The organism is Fontisphaera persica, assembly GCF_024832785.1.
GTDB classification, from domain to species: domain Bacteria; phylum Verrucomicrobiota; class Verrucomicrobiia; order Limisphaerales; family Fontisphaeraceae; genus Fontisphaera; species Fontisphaera persica.
In genome coordinates, this window is record NZ_CP116615.1 from 2,520,150 (window position 1) to 2,540,014 (window position 19,865).

General features: G+C 63.0%; 16 protein-coding genes. 5 read left to right on the forward strand and 11 right to left on the reverse strand.

The features are described from left to right. Positions 1 to 60: 60 nt before the first annotated feature. On the forward strand, positions 61 to 1,353 hold the full coding sequence (locus NXS98_RS09290; protein ID WP_283844684.1) for an O-acetylhomoserine aminocarboxypropyltransferase/cysteine synthase family protein: 1,293 nt from the start codon (positions 61 to 63) through the stop codon (positions 1,351 to 1,353). A 17-nt stretch (positions 1,354 to 1,370) separates the two neighbouring features. Here the strand turns inward: NXS98_RS09290 and NXS98_RS09295 are convergent, their stop codons facing one another. Genes NXS98_RS09295 through nikR form a run of 3 tightly spaced genes read right to left on the reverse strand, consistent with a single transcriptional unit; the run spans position 1,371 to position 3,967 of the window. After that, a complete protein-coding gene (locus tag NXS98_RS09295) occupies positions 1,371 to 3,023 on the reverse strand; it encodes an arylsulfatase (protein ID WP_283844685.1) in 1,653 nt (550 codons plus the stop codon). After that, positions 3,010 to 3,528, reverse strand: coding sequence for a nitroreductase family protein (locus NXS98_RS09300; protein ID WP_283844686.1), 519 nt, complete (start codon positions 3,526 to 3,528; stop codon positions 3,010 to 3,012). The genes NXS98_RS09295 and NXS98_RS09300 overlap by 14 nt, the downstream gene beginning before the upstream one ends. A 10-nt stretch (positions 3,529 to 3,538) precedes the next feature. Then, on the reverse strand, positions 3,539 to 3,967 hold the full coding sequence (gene nikR / locus NXS98_RS09305; protein ID WP_283844687.1) for a nickel-responsive transcriptional regulator NikR: 429 nt from the start codon (positions 3,965 to 3,967) through the stop codon (positions 3,539 to 3,541). Between the two features lie 163 nt (positions 3,968 to 4,130). Here nikR and NXS98_RS09310 point away from each other — a divergent pair, with 163 nt between their 5' ends. Beyond that, entirely contained in the window at positions 4,131 to 4,619 is a 489-nt protein-coding gene (locus NXS98_RS09310) for a TFIIB-type zinc ribbon-containing protein (protein ID WP_283844688.1), read from the forward strand. Positions 4,620 to 4,642: 23 nt separating this feature from the next. Beyond that, entirely contained in the window at positions 4,643 to 5,308 is a 666-nt protein-coding gene (locus NXS98_RS09315; RefSeq protein WP_283844689.1) for a phosphopantothenoylcysteine decarboxylase domain-containing protein, read from the forward strand. A 27-nt stretch (positions 5,309 to 5,335) separates the two neighbouring features. Here the strand turns inward: NXS98_RS09315 and recG are convergent, their stop codons facing one another. Next, complete coding sequence (gene recG, locus NXS98_RS09320) at positions 5,336 to 7,342, reverse strand: ATP-dependent DNA helicase RecG (protein ID WP_283848152.1); 2,007 nt, start codon at positions 7,340 to 7,342, stop codon at positions 5,336 to 5,338. 134 nt (positions 7,343 to 7,476) lie between these two features. On the opposite strand from recG, the gene NXS98_RS09325 reads away from it, so the two are divergent. Then, the gene (locus tag NXS98_RS09325; RefSeq protein ID WP_283844691.1) at positions 7,477 to 7,989 is read left to right on the forward strand and encodes a tetratricopeptide repeat protein; all 513 of its coding nucleotides are present in this window, start codon (positions 7,477 to 7,479) and stop codon (positions 7,987 to 7,989) included. 12 nt (positions 7,990 to 8,001) lie between these two features. On the opposite strand, the gene NXS98_RS09330 is transcribed toward NXS98_RS09325, so the two are convergent. From NXS98_RS09330 to NXS98_RS09340, 3 genes are all read right to left on the reverse strand, one after another. Next, entirely contained in the window at positions 8,002 to 8,883 is an 882-nt protein-coding gene (locus NXS98_RS09330; RefSeq protein WP_283844692.1) for a diacylglycerol/lipid kinase family protein, read from the reverse strand. A 228-nt stretch (positions 8,884 to 9,111) separates the two neighbouring features. Next, complete coding sequence (locus NXS98_RS09335) at positions 9,112 to 10,464, reverse strand: Gfo/Idh/MocA family protein (protein WP_283844693.1); 1,353 nt, start codon at positions 10,462 to 10,464, stop codon at positions 9,112 to 9,114. Positions 10,465 to 10,565: 101 nt separating this feature from the next. Next, entirely contained in the window at positions 10,566 to 11,417 is an 852-nt protein-coding gene (locus NXS98_RS09340) for an MqnA/MqnD/SBP family protein (RefSeq protein WP_283844694.1), read from the reverse strand. A gap of 147 nt (positions 11,418 to 11,564) precedes the next feature. Between NXS98_RS09340 and NXS98_RS09345 the strand changes: the two genes are divergently transcribed. Next, positions 11,565 to 12,974 carry a hypothetical protein gene (locus NXS98_RS09345; protein WP_283844695.1) on the forward strand — a complete coding sequence of 470 codons (1,410 nt, stop codon included), beginning with the start codon at positions 11,565 to 11,567 and terminating at the stop codon, positions 12,972 to 12,974. 14 nt (positions 12,975 to 12,988) lie between these two features. On the opposite strand, the gene NXS98_RS09350 is transcribed toward NXS98_RS09345, so the two are convergent. The 4 genes from NXS98_RS09350 to NXS98_RS09365 are packed head-to-tail and all read right to left on the reverse strand — an operon-like array spanning position 12,989 to position 19,863. Beyond that, on the reverse strand, positions 12,989 to 15,499 hold the full coding sequence (locus NXS98_RS09350) for a DPP IV N-terminal domain-containing protein (RefSeq protein WP_283844696.1): 2,511 nt from the start codon (positions 15,497 to 15,499) through the stop codon (positions 12,989 to 12,991). A gap of 14 nt (positions 15,500 to 15,513) precedes the next feature. Beyond that, positions 15,514 to 18,435 carry an HzsA-related protein gene (locus tag NXS98_RS09355; RefSeq protein ID WP_283844697.1) on the reverse strand — a complete coding sequence of 974 codons (2,922 nt, stop codon included), beginning with the start codon at positions 18,433 to 18,435 and terminating at the stop codon, positions 15,514 to 15,516. Positions 18,436 to 18,487: 52 nt separating this feature from the next. Continuing rightward, positions 18,488 to 19,243, reverse strand: coding sequence for a 16S rRNA (cytidine(1402)-2'-O)-methyltransferase (gene rsmI / locus NXS98_RS09360; protein ID WP_283844698.1), 756 nt, complete (start codon positions 19,241 to 19,243; stop codon positions 18,488 to 18,490). Beyond that, positions 19,240 to 19,863: an HAD family hydrolase gene (locus NXS98_RS09365; RefSeq protein WP_283844699.1), complete on the reverse strand. Its 624-nt coding sequence runs from the start codon at positions 19,861 to 19,863 to the stop codon at positions 19,240 to 19,242. The genes rsmI and NXS98_RS09365 overlap by 4 nt, the downstream gene beginning before the upstream one ends. Positions 19,864 to 19,865 lie beyond the last annotated feature (2 nt).

A 19,865-nucleotide genomic window follows, 5' to 3' on the forward strand; every position in this document is an offset into this window, starting at 1 on the left:
TGCGCCGTAAGCCCAAAAAAGATTTGCGCCCCGCCCGCGAGATGTTCAGATTTTGGCCCGATGAAATTTGAGACTCTTTGCCTTCACGGCGGGCAGCAACCCGACCCGGTAACTTTGTCGCGCGCGGTGCCCATCTACCGCACCAGCTCCTATGTTTTCCGCAACACGGAGCATGCCGCCAACCTCTTTGCCTTGAAAGAGCTGGGCAACATTTACACCCGGCTCATGAATCCCACCACCGATGTGCTGGAAAAACGCGTCGCCCTCCTCGAAGGCGCCCCGGAGCTGGGCGGCCTGGGCCTGGCCTCCGGCACCAGCGCCGTGTTCTATTCCATTATCAACCTCGCCGAGGCGGGCGACAACATCGTCAGCGCCCGCAATCTCTACGGCGGCACCTACACCCAGTTTAACGACATCCTGCCGGCGCTGGGCATCACCGTGAAATTTGTGGATTCCAATGACCCCGCCAACTTCGCCCGCGCCATTGACAGCAAAACCCGCGCGCTCTTCTGTGAAACCGTCTCCAACCCCGCCCTCGAAATCACCGACCTCGAGGCCGTCGCCCAAATCGCGCATGCCCACGGCCTGCCTCTGATTGTGGATGCCACCTTCAGCACGCCCTACCTGACCCGGCCGCTGGACTTCGGCGCCGACATCGTCGTCCACTCCCTCACCAAATGGTTCGGCGGCCACGGCCTCGGCATCGGCGGCGTGGTGGTGGACAGCGGCCGCTTCAACTGGGCCGGCGGACGCCATCGCCTTTACACCCAGCCGGACGCCTCCTACCACGGCCTGCGCTGGGGGCTGGACCTGCCCGACCCCCTGCGCCCCCTGGCCTTCATCCTGCGCATGCGCACCGTGCCCCTGCGCAATCTCGGCGCCTGCATCGCGCCGGACAACTCCTGGTTCTTCCTCCAGGGCATTGAAACCCTCCCCCTGCGCATGGAGCGGCATTGTCAAAATGCCCTCGCCGTGGCCCAGCACCTTAAAAAACATCCCCGCGTCGAATGGGTCCGCTTCCCCGGCCTGCCCGATGACCCCATGTACGCCCTGAATCAAAAATATCTGCGCGGCAAAGGCGGCTCCATGGTCGTCTTCGGTATCAAGGGCGGCGCCGCCGCCGGACGCAAGTTCATTGACTCGCTCAAGCTCTTCTCCCATCTGGCCAACGTGGGCGACGCCAAGAGCCTGGCCATTCACCCCGCCACCACCACGCACTCCCAACTGGACGAAGCCGCCCAGCGCGCCGGCGGCATTACCCCGGAATTGGTGCGCCTGAGCATTGGGCTGGAGCACGTGGACGACATCCTCGCCGATTTGGACCAGGCCCTGGCCGCGGCTACGCGGGACTGAGCGCCGCGGGAAGCTGATTATTGCGCTGATTTTTTGCCCCTGGCCGCGGGGGCGGCGCCGGGCGGGGGCAGGCCGGCCTGCTCCCGAAATTGCGCCTCCAGCCGCTGCCACAGCGCGTTCATCTCCGCCACTCGCGCGGGCTGCTCTGCGGCCCGGTTGCGACTCTCGCCCCGGTCCACGCTCAAGTCATACAGCTCCCACGGCCCCTGCGCCCCGGCCGCCACCAGTTTCCAATCGCCCACCCGCAACGCACGATTGCCCTGGTGATGGAAAAACAAATACTCCCGGGCCAGCGGCACGTCGCGGGCAAAAGTGGGCGCCAGACTCCGGCCGGGCAACGGCGGAGCAACCTTTCCCTCCCACTCGGCAGTAAAACGAATGCCTGCCAATTCCAACATCGTCGGCAGCAAATCAATAAAATGCCCCGGCGCGCGCCGCACCCCTCCGCCTTCCTTGATTCCTGCCGGCCAATGCACAATCAACGGCGAGCTGATGCCGCCCTCATGCACCCAGAACTTGTGCAGGCGAAAAGGCGCGTTGGCCGCGCTGGCCCAGCCGGGCCCCAGACATAAAAAAGTCCGCGCCGAACCGGCAGGCGCCTGCGGGTCATGCCTGTCCCCGCGAATGATTTGCTCTGCGCTCGCCCCGTTGTCCGACACAAAAAAGGTGACCGTGTTCTGCGCCTGCCCCATTGCCCGAACCTGCGCCAGCACCCGCCCGATTTCCTGGTCCATCCGGTCCACCATCGCCGCATGGACCGCCATCTTTTGGGCCTGAAATATTTTCTGCTCCACCGTCAGGGCATGCCACGGAACCGCCCGCCCGCATTCCCCCGCCCCGATGCGCCCCTGCAACTCAGCCTCGGCCAGACTCCACGGCGCAAAATAATGCGGCTCCAGCTCGGGCAGCGCGTGATTCACCAGCCCCATGCCCAAGGTCCGCTGCCAGCGCTGCTGCCGCACCACGTCCCACCCCGCCAGATACCGGCCCTCATACTTCGCAATGTCCTGCGGCAACGCCTGCAGCGGAAAATGCGGAGCCAGAAACGCCAGATACAGGAAAAACGGCTTCTCCCGATGCTGCTGCTGATGCTCCCGCAGAAACCGTATGGCGTAATCCGCTATGGCCATCGTGGAATAATAACCGGCATTCGTGGCCACCGGCGGCAGCGGTTGATCATCCAACAGCGTGTTTTGCGGATAAAAGAAACGATCATGATCCTCCACCGAGTAGGAGCGATCAAAACCGCCATCCGCCAGCCGTTTGGGCGCGCCATTCACATGCCATTTGCCGCTGTGATAGGAACGATAACCCGCCGTCTTGAGAAAATGTGGCGCCAGCCGCGCCCACGCCGGCAACCGCCCCTGCGGCGGGTCCATGCGCACCTGCTGCGCATAGTACCCCGTCAACAGGCAGGCCCGCGACGGCCAGCAACGCGCCGTGGAATAAAATTGCGTGTACCGCAACCCTCCGCGCGCCAGCGCATCCAGGTTCGGCGTGGCAATCTCCCCCCCGTAACACCCCACATCCGAAAACCCAAGGTCATCCGCCACAATGACAAGAAAATTTGGCGGGCGCTGCGCGGCCCAAACCGGCAACCAGCCCAGCACCAAAACCACCCCCAGCCCAAACCATCGGCGGCACACCCGCCGGAGCTTACCATTTCTCATAGTGCACAGATTGCGCCTGATAACGTGACCGCGGCTCTTTGAACTCCGCCGGATGCCCAATGGCAATGGCCGATACGGGCACAACCTGCTCCGGCAAACCCAGCACCGTGCGCACGTGGCGGATGCGATTTTCCCGCGGATGCACCCCCAGCCAGCACGCCCCCAACCCCAGAACATGCGCCGCCAGCAACAGATTTTCGATGGCCGCGCTGCAGTCCTGCAACAGGTAACTCAATTGCCGGTCATGCGCCGCCTCAAGGTCCCCGCACACCACCACCCCCACCGCTGCCTCCGCCAGCATTTTCCCGTTGGGCAGCTCCTCGGTGAGCCGCTGCAACGTGGCCCGCTCGCGCACCACCACAAACCGCCACGGATCCTTCGCCACCGCGCTGGGCGCCGACATCGCGGCGTGCAACAGCGCCTCCACCATCGCCGGCGCCACCGGCTCGGCCGTGTAGGCCCGGATGCTGCGCCGCCCAAAAATAAAGTCTAATCGCGCGTCCATAAACAAAGCCTCAAGCCGGCATGTCCTTGCCGGTGGTCGTGACCGTCAGTTTGCCATGTTTCAAACCTTTAATGGCCAGCAGCCGGTCCGAGATGCGCTGGATTTCCGCCACCTTGCCCCGCACCACCAGCACCTCCAGACAATTGTGATGATCCAGATGCACGTGCAGGGTGGAGATGATGGAATGATGATGATCGTGTTGGAAATCCGTCAGGGCCTCCGTCAAATGCGGTTTGTGATGATCATAGACCAGCGTGATCGTGCCCGCGATCTCCCGCTCCGGCGACTCCTGCATCTGATCCACCAGCCGGTCCCGAATCATGTCCGCCACCGCCTGCGAACGATTGTCAAAACCCTTGGCCCGCACCCAGTCATCCAACTGCTTCAACAACTGCGGGGGAAGACTCACCGTGAAACGCGCCGCTAATTCTTTTTTCATAGGCAATTTCGCTATGACTCAGCATTTTGCCCAACGCCCAACATCGCGCAATCCAAAACCCGGCGTCCCTCGCCCCCTCCAAGCAACCCTGCGGCCAATCTTCTGCTGGCCAAGACCGCGCGCCGGGCGTATAATGTTTTTGAAAAATAACTGCGCTCAACCTATGGACATCACCTTCAAGTGCCCCGCCTGTGAACAGGAGCTGGAAGTGGACGCCTCCGGCGCCGGCAGCGAAATCGAATGCCCCTCCTGCAGCACGCTCATCGTCATCCCCAGTCCGCCGGAGGAAGCGGCCCCGGCCACGCCGGAAGCCGTCTTGAATCCCATCGCCACCTCCGCCGCCGCCAAGGAAGAAAAGCATTTCAAGGTGCCCACCACCAAGGCCCCCGTCCAGGCGCTCATTAAAAAAGCCGCCCGTCCGCTCGAATTCGCCGCCCAGGAAAGTGACCGTGTCCTGCGCATCAAAACCGTCCGCCGCTCGGAATGCCTGGAATTCGGCAAGGACAAATTTGACGAAACCGTCTCCGACATCCTGCAAAAAATCGGGGAAAAACACCTCCTCGGCCTGTACCCGGTGACCTATTCCCATATTGACCCCACTTCCCAGAAACTCGTCGAGGATTACGGCGTCATCATCTACTTCCGCGGCTAGCGTCCGGCCCGCATCCTCCCGCCATGCAATGCCTGGTCACCGCCGGCCCCACGTACGAGCCGCTCGATGAAGTCCGCCGCCTCACCAATTTTTCCACCGGCGCCCTCGGCTGCCGGCTGGCCGCCGCCCTCCGGCAGGCGGGCCATGCAGTGTGCCTCCTCCTCAGCGAACAGGCCACCGCCGCGCCCCCCGCCGGCTGGACCGGCAACATCCGGCGATTCTCCACCACGCAAAGCCTGCACGACCAGCTCGCTGCCCTCGCCGGCCCCAGCATCCAGGCCGTGTTTCATGCCGCCGCCGTGAGCGACTTCACCTTCGGCCGCATCTATCGCCAGTTGGCCGCCGGCCAGTTGCAGGAAATTCACGGAGCGAAAATCGAATCCCGCGGCGCCCCTTTGCTGGCCGAACTGACCCCCACCCCCAAGCTCCTTCCCCGCATGGCCGGCTGGTTTCCCCGCGCCCTGATTGTCGGATGGAAATACGAACTCGAGGGCACGCCCGACGATGCCCTCGCCAAAGCCCGGCGCCAGCTCGAGGAAGCCCGCACTCACGCCTGCGTCCTCAACGGCCGCGCCTACGGCCCCGGCTTTGCCCTGGTCACGCCCGGTCATCCCCCCCGGCACTGCGACGACCAGCCCGCGCTGTTTGCCGCCCTCCTTCGCCTGCTGGGCGAGCACCCGCCCCGTTGAGCCGTGCCGGCCGCGCCGCCCCTTCGCTCACGCTCCCCCGCCCCCCAACTGTCGGCGGGCCAGCTCCCGGGCGGCCTCCACCAGGCTTAAATCACGGCGCAAATCAGCAAAACGAAAATCCGGCAGCCCGCTTTGCGCCTGGCCGGTCAATTCCCCCGGCCCCCGCAACCGCAAATCTTCCTCGGCAATTGCAAAGCCATCCTCATGCTTCACCAGCGTTTCCAGCCGTTCCAGCGCCTCCGGAGTTTTGGTGCCTGCCAGCAATATGCAATAGGACGCATGCGCGCCCCGCCCGATGCGCCCGCGAAGTTGATGCAGTTGCGCCAGTCCAAAACGCTCCGCGTTCTCCACCACCATCACCGTCGCGTTGGGCACGTCCACCCCCACCTCAATCACGCTGGTGGCCAGCAGCACTTGCGTGCGATTGGCCCGAAAATCCGCCATCACCCGCTCCCGCTCCGCCGCCGGCATCCGCCCGTGCGCCACGCCCACCCGCCACGGCTGCAGCAGCCGCCGCACCTGCTCCCCTTCCTCCAGCAGCGCCTTCAAGCCGTTCTCGCTGTCGCCCTCTTCCAGCCGCGGATAAACCACATAGGCCTGCCGGCCCGCCTCGAGCTGCTGCCGCACAAATTCCCACACCTTGGGCGCCTTGTCCGGCGTGCGGACAAACGTGCGGATGTGCCCCCGCCCCACCGGCCGTTCATCCAGCACCGAAACATCCAAATCCCCATACAACGTCAGCCCCAGCGTCCGTGGAATGGGCGTGGCCGTCATGATGAGCAAGTGCGGATAGCGCCCCTTGCGCACCAGCGCCTCCCGTTGAGCCACCCCAAACTTGTGCTGTTCATCAATGATTACCAATCCCAGCCGCGGCGGCGCGAAATCCTCTGTCAACAGCGCATGCGTCCCAATCGCCAACTGCGGCGAGGCCGTCCCGGCCACCTCCGCCGGCCGCCCGGAGATGTGCAGAACCACCGGCACCCCCAGCGGCGCCAGCCACTGGCGGAAGGTCTGATAATGCTGCTCCGCCAACAGCGTCGTGGGCGCCATCAGCGCGGCATCATAACCACTTTCCAACGCCATCAACGCCGCACAAGCCGCCACTACCGTCTTCCCTGTCCCCACATCCCCCTGCAACAACCGCCGCATGGGACACTTCCCACTCATGTCCTGGCGGATTTCCCGCAAAACACGCGTCTGAGCCTGCGTAAGCTTGAACGCCAGGCGCGCCAAAAATGGCTTGATTAGCCGGTTGTTATCCCCGCCGCATGGCAGCGGCCGGGCGCGCTCCTGCAACTTCAGCCGCCGGCTTTGCAGCCGAAGTTGCAGCTCCAGCAGCTCTTCCATCGCCAGCCGCCGCCGCGCCCGCTCCACCTCCTCCATCTCCGCGGGAAAATGCAGCCGGTTCAGCGCCTCGCCCCGCGGCAGATAACCGGCTTGCACCAGCTCCGGATGCGTCTCAGAAATCTGATGCGCCAACTGCCGCAACGTACGCCACACCAGTCCCCGCAACCACCGTTGCGTCAATCCCTCCGTCAGGGGATACACCGGCGTGATGCGCTCAAAATGCGCCCCCGCCTCCTCGTCCGCCTCCAATACTTCGGTTTCGGGATGATCCATCGTGGCCGGCCGCAAATGCCGCACGGCGCCAAACACAATCACCTCGTCTCCCACCCGAAAATATTTCTCCATGAACGGCAGATTCCACCAATGGCAGTACAGCCGTCCGGAGCCGTCCTCAAGAATCAGCTCATACACCGATTTGCTGCGGCGCTGGTAATATTTCACCCCATGCACGACAACCCGTCCCCGCACCAGAGCCGTTTGTCCCGGTTGTAACGTCCCAATCGGCACCGTTTGCCGCCGGTCTTCATAACGGCGGGGACGATGCAAGAGCAGGTCTTCAACGGTTTGAATCCCCAGCTTGCCCAACAATTCCGCGCGCTCAGCGCCGACGCCCCACAAACAGGTCACCGGCTGATTCAGAATGCATGTTGCAGGCTTTGCGCTGTCCACGGCTTGAGCGTAATGCATCCCGGCGCTGGTGACGAGATGAAAGCCCTTCAGTTTTTTGACCGGCTGCCGATGTTGAAGTATATTGGTCAACCAGTCCGCGCGTCCCGAACGACGGTAAACACAGAAACATTTTCTGGTTGGCCAGCTTGCTTATGAAACCGTTGGGCTTTCCCGACTCGCATTATCTTTCTGCCGCCCATGGATGGCTCGAATTGGGGCTTGTCTCCGAAGCCGAAGCCGAGCTTCAGCGCCTCGCCCCCGCCCATCGTCAACATCCGGAAGTCTTGCGCTTGCTCTGCCGGGTGGCCTGGGAAAACCAGCGCTGGCGTCAGTGCGCCGAAGCCGCCCGAAGCCTCGCGCAGGCAGCGCCCGAGGATAGCGCCGGCTGGGTGTACCTCGCACACAGCCTCCACCAATTGGGCAGAACCACCGAAGCGTATCAGTTGCTGAGCCAGGTGCAGGACACTGCGAAACCAGACCCGGGAATGGCCTTGGGGCTCTCCTGCCTGGCCTGCTGTCTGGGGCATTGGGAGGAAAGCCAGGATTGGCTCGCCCGCGCCTTCGAGCTGGCCGCCCAGCCCCACGAACGCGAACAACTCAAGGCAAGGGCGCTTATTGAACCGGCGCTGGCCCCCCTGCGCGACATCATCCAGCATCTGGCCTGATGCCCGGGCGGTTCAAGGAATGAGCACCCGCAGGCACCGCGCACGCACCTCGAAGCGGCACGGCGTCCGACACAGGGACTCCCCATCCGCACAAATCCACAGGGGAGCCTGCGGCGTCTCGTATTCCACCCACGCGCTGGTCAGCACACGCACGCGCGGATGCGTGAGATGCGTGCCCCGCATCACCCGCGGCAGCATCCGCACCACCGTCCACCGCGAGACCTGCTCCACCAAAGTAAGGTGAAATCGCCCGTCATCCGGCACCGCCCCCGGCGCAATCATCATCGCGCCCCCGTAACTGGGCGAATTGGCCGTCGCCGCCAGCAAAATGCGCCCCTCATACGCGCCAAACTCGCCCCGCAGGCGCACCACTGGAAACTGGAAATGCGCAAGCACCCGCAAAACGGCGTAAAGGTAGGCCGCCGTCCCGCGCAACCATAATTGCCGGGTCTCCACAAAACGGCTGGCCTCGGAATCAAAACCCAAGGTCGCCACCGTCAAAAACACACGCGAGCCGGCGATGCCCAAATCCACCGCCCGTGTTTTTCCGGCCAATATGGTTTCCGCCAGCCGCTCCGGCGGGGCATGCCGCGACACCCCCACCGCCCGCGCAAAATCATTGCACCGCCCGCGCGGCAACACACCCAATGCCACCGGCGTCCCCGCCAGAGCCGCGGCCACCTCCTGCAAGGTCCCATCGCCACCCGAGACAATGACCGCATCGCATCCGGCCGCCATCGCGGCGCGCGCCCGCCTTTCGGCATCCCCTCGGGCAGTGGTGGCTTCCAGCCGGGCCTCATGCCCCGCCTCCTGCAAAAGGCGTTGGACCCGCTCCGCGGTGACCATTGCGGAACGGTTGCCTGAGACGGGGTTGACCAGCAGGTAATACCGCATGCCTGGATTGTGCCCGCAAGCCCATGGCCGCCCAAGGCGAAAATGAGGAATGGCCCGGGGCTCGCCGGCCAGGGCCAGAGGAAGATACTTTCACCCTCCGACTGGCGCACCCCCCAACCCTGATGCCATGCGATTGCCCGGCGGAGCTTCCTTCGCCTTCCGGGCTTTCAATCAGGGCCGCCCCAAAAGCGCCGCCCGGACGAGTGCCCTAAACCGCAAGCCAATGGCTCAATACTCGCGCTTGCCCAACTTGCCCGGTTGCGGCACCGGATAACGGCCGTCCGCTCCCAGTTGCAGCGGGGCCGGACTATCCATGGTGACCTTGTCAATGCCCGGCGCAAATTCATGCTCACAGTTGAGCATGTCCTCATAGGTAATAATCTGGCCGGTATGCGCCGCCATGCGGCCCATCGAGGTCACCAGGCTGGCAATCGCGCCGCGCTTGGCTTCGTTGTAGGGCAGGTCTTTGCGAATGGCCTCCACCAAATCGTCCCACTCCAACTGATACGGGCTGGGCTCCGGCTGCGGAAAGGCCCAAATCAGGTCCTCGCTGGAAATGTTGTGCGATTTGAACAGCCGCACCCGCCCTGGCGTGTGGGCATTGGTGCTCACAATGCCCGAGCCTTTGGTCCCGTGCACATAGCTGGCAAATTCATTATGGCACCCAGGCATGTGCCGGCCCGTGAACCACAGCTTGGTGCCGTCAGGATAGGTATATTCGATGGAGTAACTGTCAAAGTTCTGGTCCAGCGAATCCCCCCGGTAATGGCGCCCCCCCACCGCATGCGCCCGCACCGGCCACGCATTTTTCATCCACGAGCACTCGTCAATCTGGTGGATGTTGTAGTCGCTGAAAACGCCCCCGCTGGCCCACAGGAACGCATGGAAGCGCTGGATTTGATACAACGTCTCATTCATGTTCGCCGGCCTGCGCCCGACCGTCGCCGCCGTGCCGCCGGTGCGATACGCGCGCATCAGGACAATGTCCCCAATCTGCCCGTCCGCAATGCGCTTGTGCAATTCCTGCCGTCCCTTGCAATGCCGCACCATCAAACCCACCCCCACCTTCAGGTTGAGCTTCTCGGAGCGCTCGGCCAGCTCCAGCATCTTGCGGGTGGTGGGGCCGTCCACGGTAACCGGCTTCTCCATGAACACATTAAGCCCCTTCTCGATCGCATATTGGAAATAGGGCCAGCGAAAGGCCGGCGGCGTGGCAAAGATTGCAATGTCCCCCTTCCGCAAACAATCCATGGCCTTTTTGGCGGCGTCAAAGCCCAGAAACTTCCGCTCCTCCGGCACGTCAAACTTGCCGCTGTTCGCGTACTTGTTGCTCAGGCTTTCAAAGCTGCGGTTGAGCTTGCCCTCAAATACATCCGCCATGGCCACCAGTTTGATGGGGCCGCTCTTGGTGGAAAGGGCGTTGTCCGCAGCGCCGGTACCCCGGCCACCGCAGCCAATCAAGGCCACTTGAATCGTGTTGTTTTCAGCAGCATAACCGGGGCGGGCCACGGCGGCCACAAGCGCGGCGCCAGTCACCGCTTTGGCAGAAGTACGCAAAAATGCGCGGCGAGTCGTTTCCATATGTTTTGGGCTAATTTTTCGCCCTCCATTTTAGCCCGATACCCCGCGCTTGTCCAAACCATATTGGCGCAACGGCAAAAAAATCAGCGCCGCCAGCCAGCTCAGGTCACAAACTCCAGCTCCGGCGCGCGGGGAATCAGACCCCGCTCAAAGGCCAGACCCAAAAAACGCCGGATGCTTTCCCGCCCGCGCTCGCCATAGTCCAGCGTCCAATGATTGACATACATGCCCACAAAACGATCCGCCAAAGCCCGGCCCATGTCCCGGGCAAATTGCAGCGCGTATTCCACGGCCTCCGGCCGGTGCTCCAGGCTGTAGCGAATGCTGGCCGTGAGCCAGTCGCTGATGCGCTTCCGGTCCGCCGGCGCAAAACGTTTGTGAATGACGTTGCCGCCCAACGGCAAGGGCAGGCCGTCCTGCTGGCGGCCCCACCACGCTCCCAAATCCTCGCACACCACCAGCCCCTCGTTCTGATAGGTAAGCTGGCCTTCATGGATGATCAGCCCCACGTCCGCCTCGCCACGGCGCACGGCCGCAAAAATCTGGTCAAAGGGCACCACCACATGGTTGAACTCCCGCGCCGGCCGTTCAAGCCACAGTTGCAGCGCTAGAAAAGCGCTGGTCATCACCCCCGGCACCGCAATGCGCCGTCGAGCGATTTCCTCGCGGCTCAAATGTTGTCGGGCCACCAGCATCGGGCCGTAACCATCGCCCATGCTCGCCCCGCTGGGCAGCAGCGCATACTGGTCGCAAACATACGCATAAGCATGGATGCTGATGGCCGTGATGTCCAGCTCGCCCCGGGTGGCGCGCTCATTCAAGGTCTGAATATCCTGCAAAATATGTTGAAAACGGAAACCCGGCGTGGGCAGCAGCTCCTTGGCCAGCGCGTAAAACATGAAGGCATCATCCGGGTCCGGCGAGTGCCCCAGCGTCAGCAAACGTTCATTCATGCAGGCAAGGTAGAAACAGGGACCCTGCCATGCAAGCTCCGATGCACCTGGCCGGCCCCCTCTCAAAGCGGTCTTACCCCCTGCATATCTCAAACATTCCCTGCATTTCTCTTGGCCAGCGCCGCCACGCCGACGTATAACCGCCGCATGAAAACCATGCTCACCTTCCTGGCGTCCGCGGCATCTGCCGGCCATCTGCTGGCCGCCACCGCCTTGGCGCCCCTGTCCCTGCATCCGGAGAACCCGCATTATTTCCTGTTTCGCGGCCAACCCACCGTGCTCATCACCTCGGCGGAACACTACGGCGCCGTCTTGAACCGGGATTTCAATTACGTGAAATACCTGCACACCCTGGCGCAGGACGGCCTCAATAACACCCGCACTTTCAGCGGCGCTTACGTCGAGCCACAGGGCGCCTTCAACATCGAACGCAACACCCTCGCCCCCGCCCCCGGCCGTTTCATTTGCCCCTGGGCGCGCAGCGACGTTCCCGGCTACGCCAACGGCGGCACTAAATTCGACCTGCACCGCTGGGATGAAGACTATTTCCGGCGGCTCAAGGATTTCCTGGCCACGGCCTCACGCTACGGCATCGTGGTGGAAATGAACCTTTTCTGCCCGTTTTATGAGGAAGCCCAATGGCGCCTTAGCCCGCAAAACGCCATCAACAATATCCAGGGCCTCGGCACCGTACCCCGCACCAATGTGTACACGCTCGACAAACATGGCGGCCTGCTGGCCGTGCATGAGGCCATGACCCGCAAAATTGTCACCGAATTGAAGGACTTTGATAATCTCTACTACGAGATTTGCAACGAACCCTACTTCGGCGGCGTGACCATGGCCTGGCAAAAACACATCGCTGACGTCATCGTGGCCACCGAAAAGGAATTGGGCGTCCGCCATCTCATTTCCATGAACATCGCCAACGGCAAGGCCAAAGTCACCGACCCGCACCCGGCCATCTCCATCTTCAACTTCCATTATGCCTTCCCGCCGGACACCGTGGCGATGAACTACGATTTGAACAAAATCATCGGCGACAACGAAACCGGCTTCAAGGGCACCAATGACACCCATTACCGCATGGAAGGCTGGGCCTTCATCCTGGCGGGCGGCGGCCTCTACAACAATCTGGATTATTCGTTCACCGTGGGCTTCGAGGACGGCACCTTCGCCTACCACGCCAAACAACCCGGCGGCGGCAACCCCGACTTTCGCCGCCAGATGCGCACGCTCAGCCAGTTCATTCATTCCTTTGACTTCGTCAAAATGCGGCCCGCGCGCGAGCTGGTGAAGGGCGGCCTCCCGGACAAGGCCCATGTCCAAATGCTGGCCGAGCCGGGCCGGCAGTATGCGCTTTACCTCTTTGGCGGCAAGGAGGCCCAACTGCAACTGGATGTGCCCGCCGGAACTTATTCCGTCCAATGGGTGTACCCGCGAACCGGTCAGAAAACGCCCGCACAGCCCGTGCGGCATGAAGGCGGACTGCTCACGCTGGCCACGCCGGCCTACGAGCCGGACATTGCCCTGCGGCTGGTGCGCGCTCAACCTTAGGCGCCGGCCCCCCTTTACAGATTGCGCGGCTCGATGCCATGCAGATGGCGCACGAGAAAATCCATGCGCCGCCGGTTGCCGTAAGGCGTCTCCGCCGCGCCGTGACCCACGCCCGGGATGACGAGCAAGTCGAAGTCTTTGTCGGCTTTAATCAGGGCATTGACCACCTGCATGGTGGACGCCGGGTCCACATTTTCATCCATCTCCCCCACAATCAGCATTAATTTGCCCTGCAAACGGTGCGCCTGGGTCACATTGCTTTGCTCCGCATAATGCGGCCCCACCGGCCAGCCCATCCATTGCTCATTCCACCAGATTTTATCCATGCGGTTGTCATGGCAGCCACAATCCGCCACCGCCACCTTGTAAAAATCAGGATGCGCAATCAAGGCCCGCGCCGCATTTTGCCCGCCCGCCGAGCCGCCAAAAATGCCCACGCGGCTCAAATCCATATAAGGATACTTTTGCGCCGCCGCCTTCATCCACAAGATGCGGTCCGGGAAACCGGCGTCGCCGAGGTTTTTCCAGCAAACATCATGAAACGCCTTAGAACGATGCGACGTCCCCATGCCGTCCATTTGCACCACAATGAACCCCAGCTCCGCATAAGCCTGCCCCTGATGCGAGGGCTGAAAGTTTTTGGGAGTGAAGGAGCCTTGCGGGCCGGCATAAATCCGCTCCACCACCGGATATTTTTTGCCGGGGTCCAACCGCGTGGGCCGCCAAATCACCCCGTAAATATCGGTCTGTCCATCGCGGCCTTTGGCCACAAACGGCTCCGGCAGCCGCCACCCCAACTGGCTCATGGCCGAGGCATCCGCCGTCTCCAGCACACACACCAGCCGCCCGTCCTCCGCCCGCCGCAGCTCATGCACCGGCGGAGCGTCCACCCGCGACCAGGTATCTATGAAAAACCGGCGGTCCGGCGAAAATTGCACCGTGTGCGTGCCGTTGCCCTCGGTCAATAGCGTGAGCTGGCTGCCGTCAAAATTCACCCGCGCATAATGCACATAATAAGGATCCTGGCCGGGATGAATGCCCCCCGCCCGAAACCATATTTGCCGACGCTCCTCGTCCACCCGCTCCACCCCGCGCACCACCCACGGGCCGCGCGTCATCTGATGCTTCACCTTCCCCGTGCGTGCATCATATAGATAAAGATGATTCCACCCGTCCCGCTCCGACATCCAAATCAGCTCGCCGCTCCGCTCCAGGTAGTGCAAAAAAAACTTGCCCGAGTAATCAATGAACGTGGCGCTGCGCTCGTCTATGAGCGCCCGGGCTTCCCCGGTAGCGGCATTCACCGCAATCAACCGCAAGATTTGATGCCCCCGCCGATTGTGCACAAAGGTGAATTGACTCGAATCCGCCGCCCACCGCACGTCCTGATTGGACCACGGATTCTCAAACAGCGCCGGAACAATTTCAATTTTGCGGCGCTGCGCCACATCGAAAAGCTGCGGCATCGGCTGCGGCACGCGGTCCCCCGGCTTGAGGTAATCATACGAATGCAGCTTGGGCTGCAACTGGTCCTTGGGGGAAGACTCCACGTAATACACCTTGCGCGTGTCCCCCTGTTTCACGCGCATGACCACCAGCTTCCGGCTGTCCGGCGCCCAGTAGAACCGCCCCTCATAACGGTCCTCCGCTGTCCCATCCGTGCTCAGCGCAAATTCCTGCTGGTCAGAAACCCGCCGCAAAAAAACATTGTTTTCCCGGTAAAACGCCTGCCACTGCCCGTCGGGCGACAACCCCTCGCGCGAACGCGCAGCCCGCGCCGGCTCCGTCGCTGCCGGAGAGGGAGCCGCCCGATTGGGCTTCTCAATCACCGCCTCCCCGCCGCCTTCCACCGCCTCAAACACCGCCACCGTATTGCCGTCACCATCCGTCACCTGCCACACATGCCCGGCAAAAGTGTGCTGGTCCCGCTCCGCGCCGGCCGCCAGGGTCCCATACGCCTGCGGGCGGCCCTCAGGATTAATCCAGAACAGCCGCACTTCCTGCCCGGTCCGATTGATGAACCGGATGGAGGTCTCCTCCCCCGTCCGCCGGGAGGGCCGCACATTGCGCGAGGCGGCCAGATTTTCCGTTTTGGCCGCCTCGCGGGGCACTTCGGAAAGTGCATAACTGGCCAGGGCCAGCCTCCAGGATTTTCCTTCAGCGCGGAATTGCACCCATTGCCCCGCAGCGTCCCATTCCAAGGCGTCCATGGGCAGGCGGTGGGATGGCACCTCCTTTTTCAAGGCCCGGCTCAACGCTTCCGCCAACCGGGCATGGTCAAACGCCGGCCGCCGCTCCCCCCGCACCGCATCCACCACCACGAATTCACGCGCCCCGCCCGCCAGCTCTTTGCGATACCAAAAGCGCTCCCCGCCCGCGAACCAGTGGGGAGTGAGGCGCGCGTTCAACACCTTGCCCTCACAAAGCCTGCTCCATTGAAATGCCCGCTGGTAGTCCTCCCTGGTAATTTGTGACTTCAAGCCGGTCGTCCCTGCTGCCAGCAAGCAGAGCCAAACCATCAACATGCGTCGCATAAAACTTAGCGTGCGGACAACTGCCCCGCCGCGGCAGCAGAGGGTTCCTGAAGAAGGTCTGCCCATGGTTGGCGGTACTGGCGCAGTTCCTTTTCCTGGCGCTCATCAAACGCCCCCCGGCGCTGCGCATACAAATCCATCCACACCACCCACCGCTCCCAATCCGCCGGCGTCAACGGCGGCTTGCCGCAGGCCGTGTCCGGCTTTTGCAAAAATTGCAACAGCACACTGCGCTGGGCAATGCCGTCGCCTTCGATGGAATAACCGCGGGCGTAAGCGTCCTTGACCTGTTTCAGAAGGCTCGGTTTGCCGTAACGGGTAAGTTGCTCATAGGCGGCCTCCGCCGTCAGATTGATTTTGCGCGCCGCAAGCTGGTCAGCAGCGGGAGAATGGCAGCGCACACAATCGCGATTAAGCATCGGTTGAATCAACGTATCAAAGCGCAAAGGCCACGTCCCCTCCGGGCCGGGTTGAATGCGCGACGGCTCGCGCGCCGCAGCCAACGCCCGCCGGCTGGCCGGCGCAGTAGAACGATGCTCATGACAGCCGGCGCAGCTCAGGGTCTGTCCCGGCTGCACATGCGCCGCGCTGCGCATGGTCTGCACGGCCAGCCCCCGCTCATCCAGCGCCTGAAAAAACACAATCACCCCCGCCGGCACCCGGAAATACGCCGAGCCATCCGCCTCCACCGGCACCGTGCCCAACAGCAACTTCCCCGGGTCATCCTTCGTCAGCCCCAGATTCGGATAGTCCATCGTGGGATGGGTCTTGGGCGGAATGGCCACGATGCGCAACGCCTTGATGTCGCCGCGCTTCACGGTGTGCAAACCGCGGTAAACATCCGTCAGCAAAAACCGTCCCTCCTGGCTCGCCTCCCATTGTGCCTGCGCGGCAATCACCGGCGGCGTCGGCCGCGGCCTGAGCGGGATGGGTTCCAGGGAGGAAATGCGCGGGTCGCGATAAATCAGCTCGCGGCAGCCCATGGCGTCATAAAGGTAGAGCGACATGCTGTTGTCCGGCCGCTGCACCGCATGCCAGCGCTCCCACCCTTCCGGCCCCGGCACGGATACGCCCTCATAGCTCCACGCCACCAGGTAAAACCGCTCCGACAACGGCCACGGGCTGGCATAATACGTCTTGGGCCACGTCTCCACCTCAGGCATTGGCACCTCCGGCGTCAGGCGCGTGATGGGCGCGGCCCCCTCCGTGCCCACGCTGGGGTCCAAGAGCACCAGGCTGCCCATCGTTTGCGAATGATGCCCCGACGCCGTAAACACAATCTTCCGGCTGTTGGGCACCGGTTTCGCCTCAAACGCGCAGTGCGGCGCCACCGTGTAGTTGCCGTACACCACGCGCGGATTCGTGCCATCCGGATTCATGGCCCACAAACCCATGTAGGGCATGTTGTCGCGGTCCACATAATCCCAGCGCGAATACAAAATCGCCCCATCGTGCCCCACCTCCGGCGTCCATTCAAACATCTCAAACGGCGAAATGGCCGTCAGGTCCGAACCGTCCGCCTTCATCGTGTGCAACGTGTACACCGCCACCGGCCGCTCCGGCCCCCCGCCGCAGCGCACGTAAATATCCGGCTGCGCCCCCCGCTCCACCGATTGCCGCGCCGTGGCCTTGTTCACCTGCAACGCCTGCCCGCGCCGCGTGGACAAAAACACAATCCGCCCATCCGGCAGATACCGCCCGTCGAAATCGTCATACTTGCCAAAGGTCAACTGCCGCAATCCCGTGCCGTCCACGTTCATCTCAAAGAGATGGTAAAAGGCGTCTTCGGGAATGTTGGCCTTGTCCAGCTTGTTGGTCTCCTTGTGCAGATGCGGATAGTGCCGGCACCACGCAAACAAGATTTTGCGCCCGTCGTAAGACAAGGTGGGCCGCAGAAAACTCCCCGGCGCCGTGAACGCCGTGGTCAGGCACACCTCCTCCGGCGACTCGCTCTTGAAGTGGCGCAACAAATAAATGCCACCCCCCGGCCTGCTCCACCACCCATAATACTGGTCCGACATGTGATTGAATGAAGCCGGCGCCCGCTTGTTGAACACCAGCGTGTCAAAATCCAGCAGCGGATTCGCCAGCGCAATCTCCCGCTGCACCCACCGCGCCGCCAGGTAATGCTCCCGCGTGTAGGCGCGCGCAGGCACGGCGGCATAATCGGCCAGCAACCGTTGCAATCGCGCCTCCAGCGCCCGGGTGTCCACCCCCTCCTGCCGCAGTTCCCCCAGCCGCAGCCGGCAGTAGGCGTGCACCCGCTCCGTCATCGCCCGCCAGTCCGGCTCCTGCGGCGCCAGATGGTTCTGGGACCAGCGCGACAGGCTGGATTGTTTGGCCGGCCGGCGCAGCGCCACGTTTTGCCGGGGATGCGTGCTGGTGAACACCTCAATTTCATCAAGATGCAAAAACCCCCGCGCCGGCAACTGCACGCGCACATACCGCGCCCGCTCGCCATTGAGTTTGATGTCCAGCGGCTTGCGGTCCGCGTGGCCCTTGAACACCCGCCCGTCGTGCGCGTACACCCGCCGCCATTGCTGGCCATCCAGCGACAAGTGCACCTCCAGCTCCCGCGCCCGTTCGGCCGCCTCGGTGCGATTCCAAATCACCACCTGCCCCAGCGTGTGAATCTGCTGCAAATCCACCTGCCACCAGGGCGTGGCATCCTCCCCCGTGTGAAAACCCCAGCCCCCGTTGATGACCCCGTCACAACCGCCGGCGGCGTCCGCCTCGCAGGTGAGATTGGTGTGCTGCGCCACCGCCAAATCCGCATAAGCCTCCGCCAGATAATTGGACGCAACCAATTGCCGCCATGCCCCCGCCTCCAGCCGCGTTGCCGGCGCCTCCGCCAGCAACTGCCACGCCACCCAGCCCATGCCTGCGGCCAGCAGCCATCCGCACCCACGCCTTTGAGTCACGCGCATAAGGTCGCCTGTCCCCCCGCCATCGGCCCACGAGCCCTGCGGGAAGTCTGCCTCATGCTACGGAATCCTCGGGAGAGGGACAAGCCGGATGTGCGGGGCCGCTGACCAACACCACAAATTCACCCTTGAGCGGCCGCTGCCGGGCGCGCTCCAACAGCTCCGCCGGCCGCCCGCGCAGCACTTCTTCAAACTTCTTGGTCAATTCCCGCGCCAGCACCACCTCCCGCTCCGGGCAAACCTCGGCCAGCTCCTCAAGCAGCCGCTGGATGCGAAACGGCGATTCATACAGCACCAACGTGCCCGGCACTCCGCCCAACGCCTCCAGCCGCTTGCGCCGCGCCCCGCTTTTGTGCGGCAAAAAGCCCACAAAATGAAACTCGTCCGTCGGCAGCCCGCTCACCGTCAATGCCGCCACCAGCGCGCACGGCCCGGGCACGGCTTCCACCCGATAACCCGCCGCCCGCGCCGCCCGCACCACCCGCTCCCCCGGGTCGCTGATGCCCGGACTGCCGGCGTCGGTGACGAGCGCCACCTTCTCCCCCCGGGCCAGCCGCTCCAAAATGGCCTCGCTCCGCCGCGCCTCATTAAACTTGAAGCAACTGATGAGCGGCTTGCGAATGCCATAATGTTGCAACAACCGCGCCGAATGCCGCGTGTCCTCCGCCGCCACCACATCGCATTCCCGCAACACCCGCAGCGCGCGCAGGGTGATATCCTCCAGATTCCCAATCGGCGTGGCCACCAGGTACAACGTGCCGGGCGTCAGGGGCGGCAGCTCTGCCGTCGGCGCTGGGGCGGCCTCGCTCATGTCCGGGCAGAAATGGAATTTTCCAGAATCGCCCACACCGCTGGCACCGTCTGGGCCGGGTCATGATGCACCATCCCCTGCCACCCCCGGGCCACGCCCGCCGCCACATTCTCCGGCCGGTCATCCAGATAAAGAATCTCCGCCCCCCGGCAGCCGGAGCGCTGCTCCAGCGTCTCATACATGGGCGGATGCGGTTTCATGCTGCGGATTTCGTAGGAATAAATGTAGCCGGTGAACTTCCGGAAAAACTCAAAATCCTCATATACGCACCGCGCCGCAATGTCATTGGTGTTGCTGAACAGCCACGTCGGATAACCCCGGGCGCGAATCTCCTCCAACAGCTCCACCATCGGCGCGATGGGCACGAAAATATGCCCCAGCCAGTGCTCGAAATATTCACGCGTGCCGCGGTAACCGGTGGCCCGGCAAAAGCCGGTATAAAACAATTCGGAGGAAATGGCGCTGATTTCATATTGAACCAGCCAGCCATCCGCAAACAGAAACCGGTAGATTTCCTCGGCGGAAGCGCTCGCGTGCTCCGCCAGCGCCCGGGCGGAGTCGCGGTAATCAAAATCCACCAGCACATTCCCCAAATCAAAAACCACAATTTTCGGTTTCATGC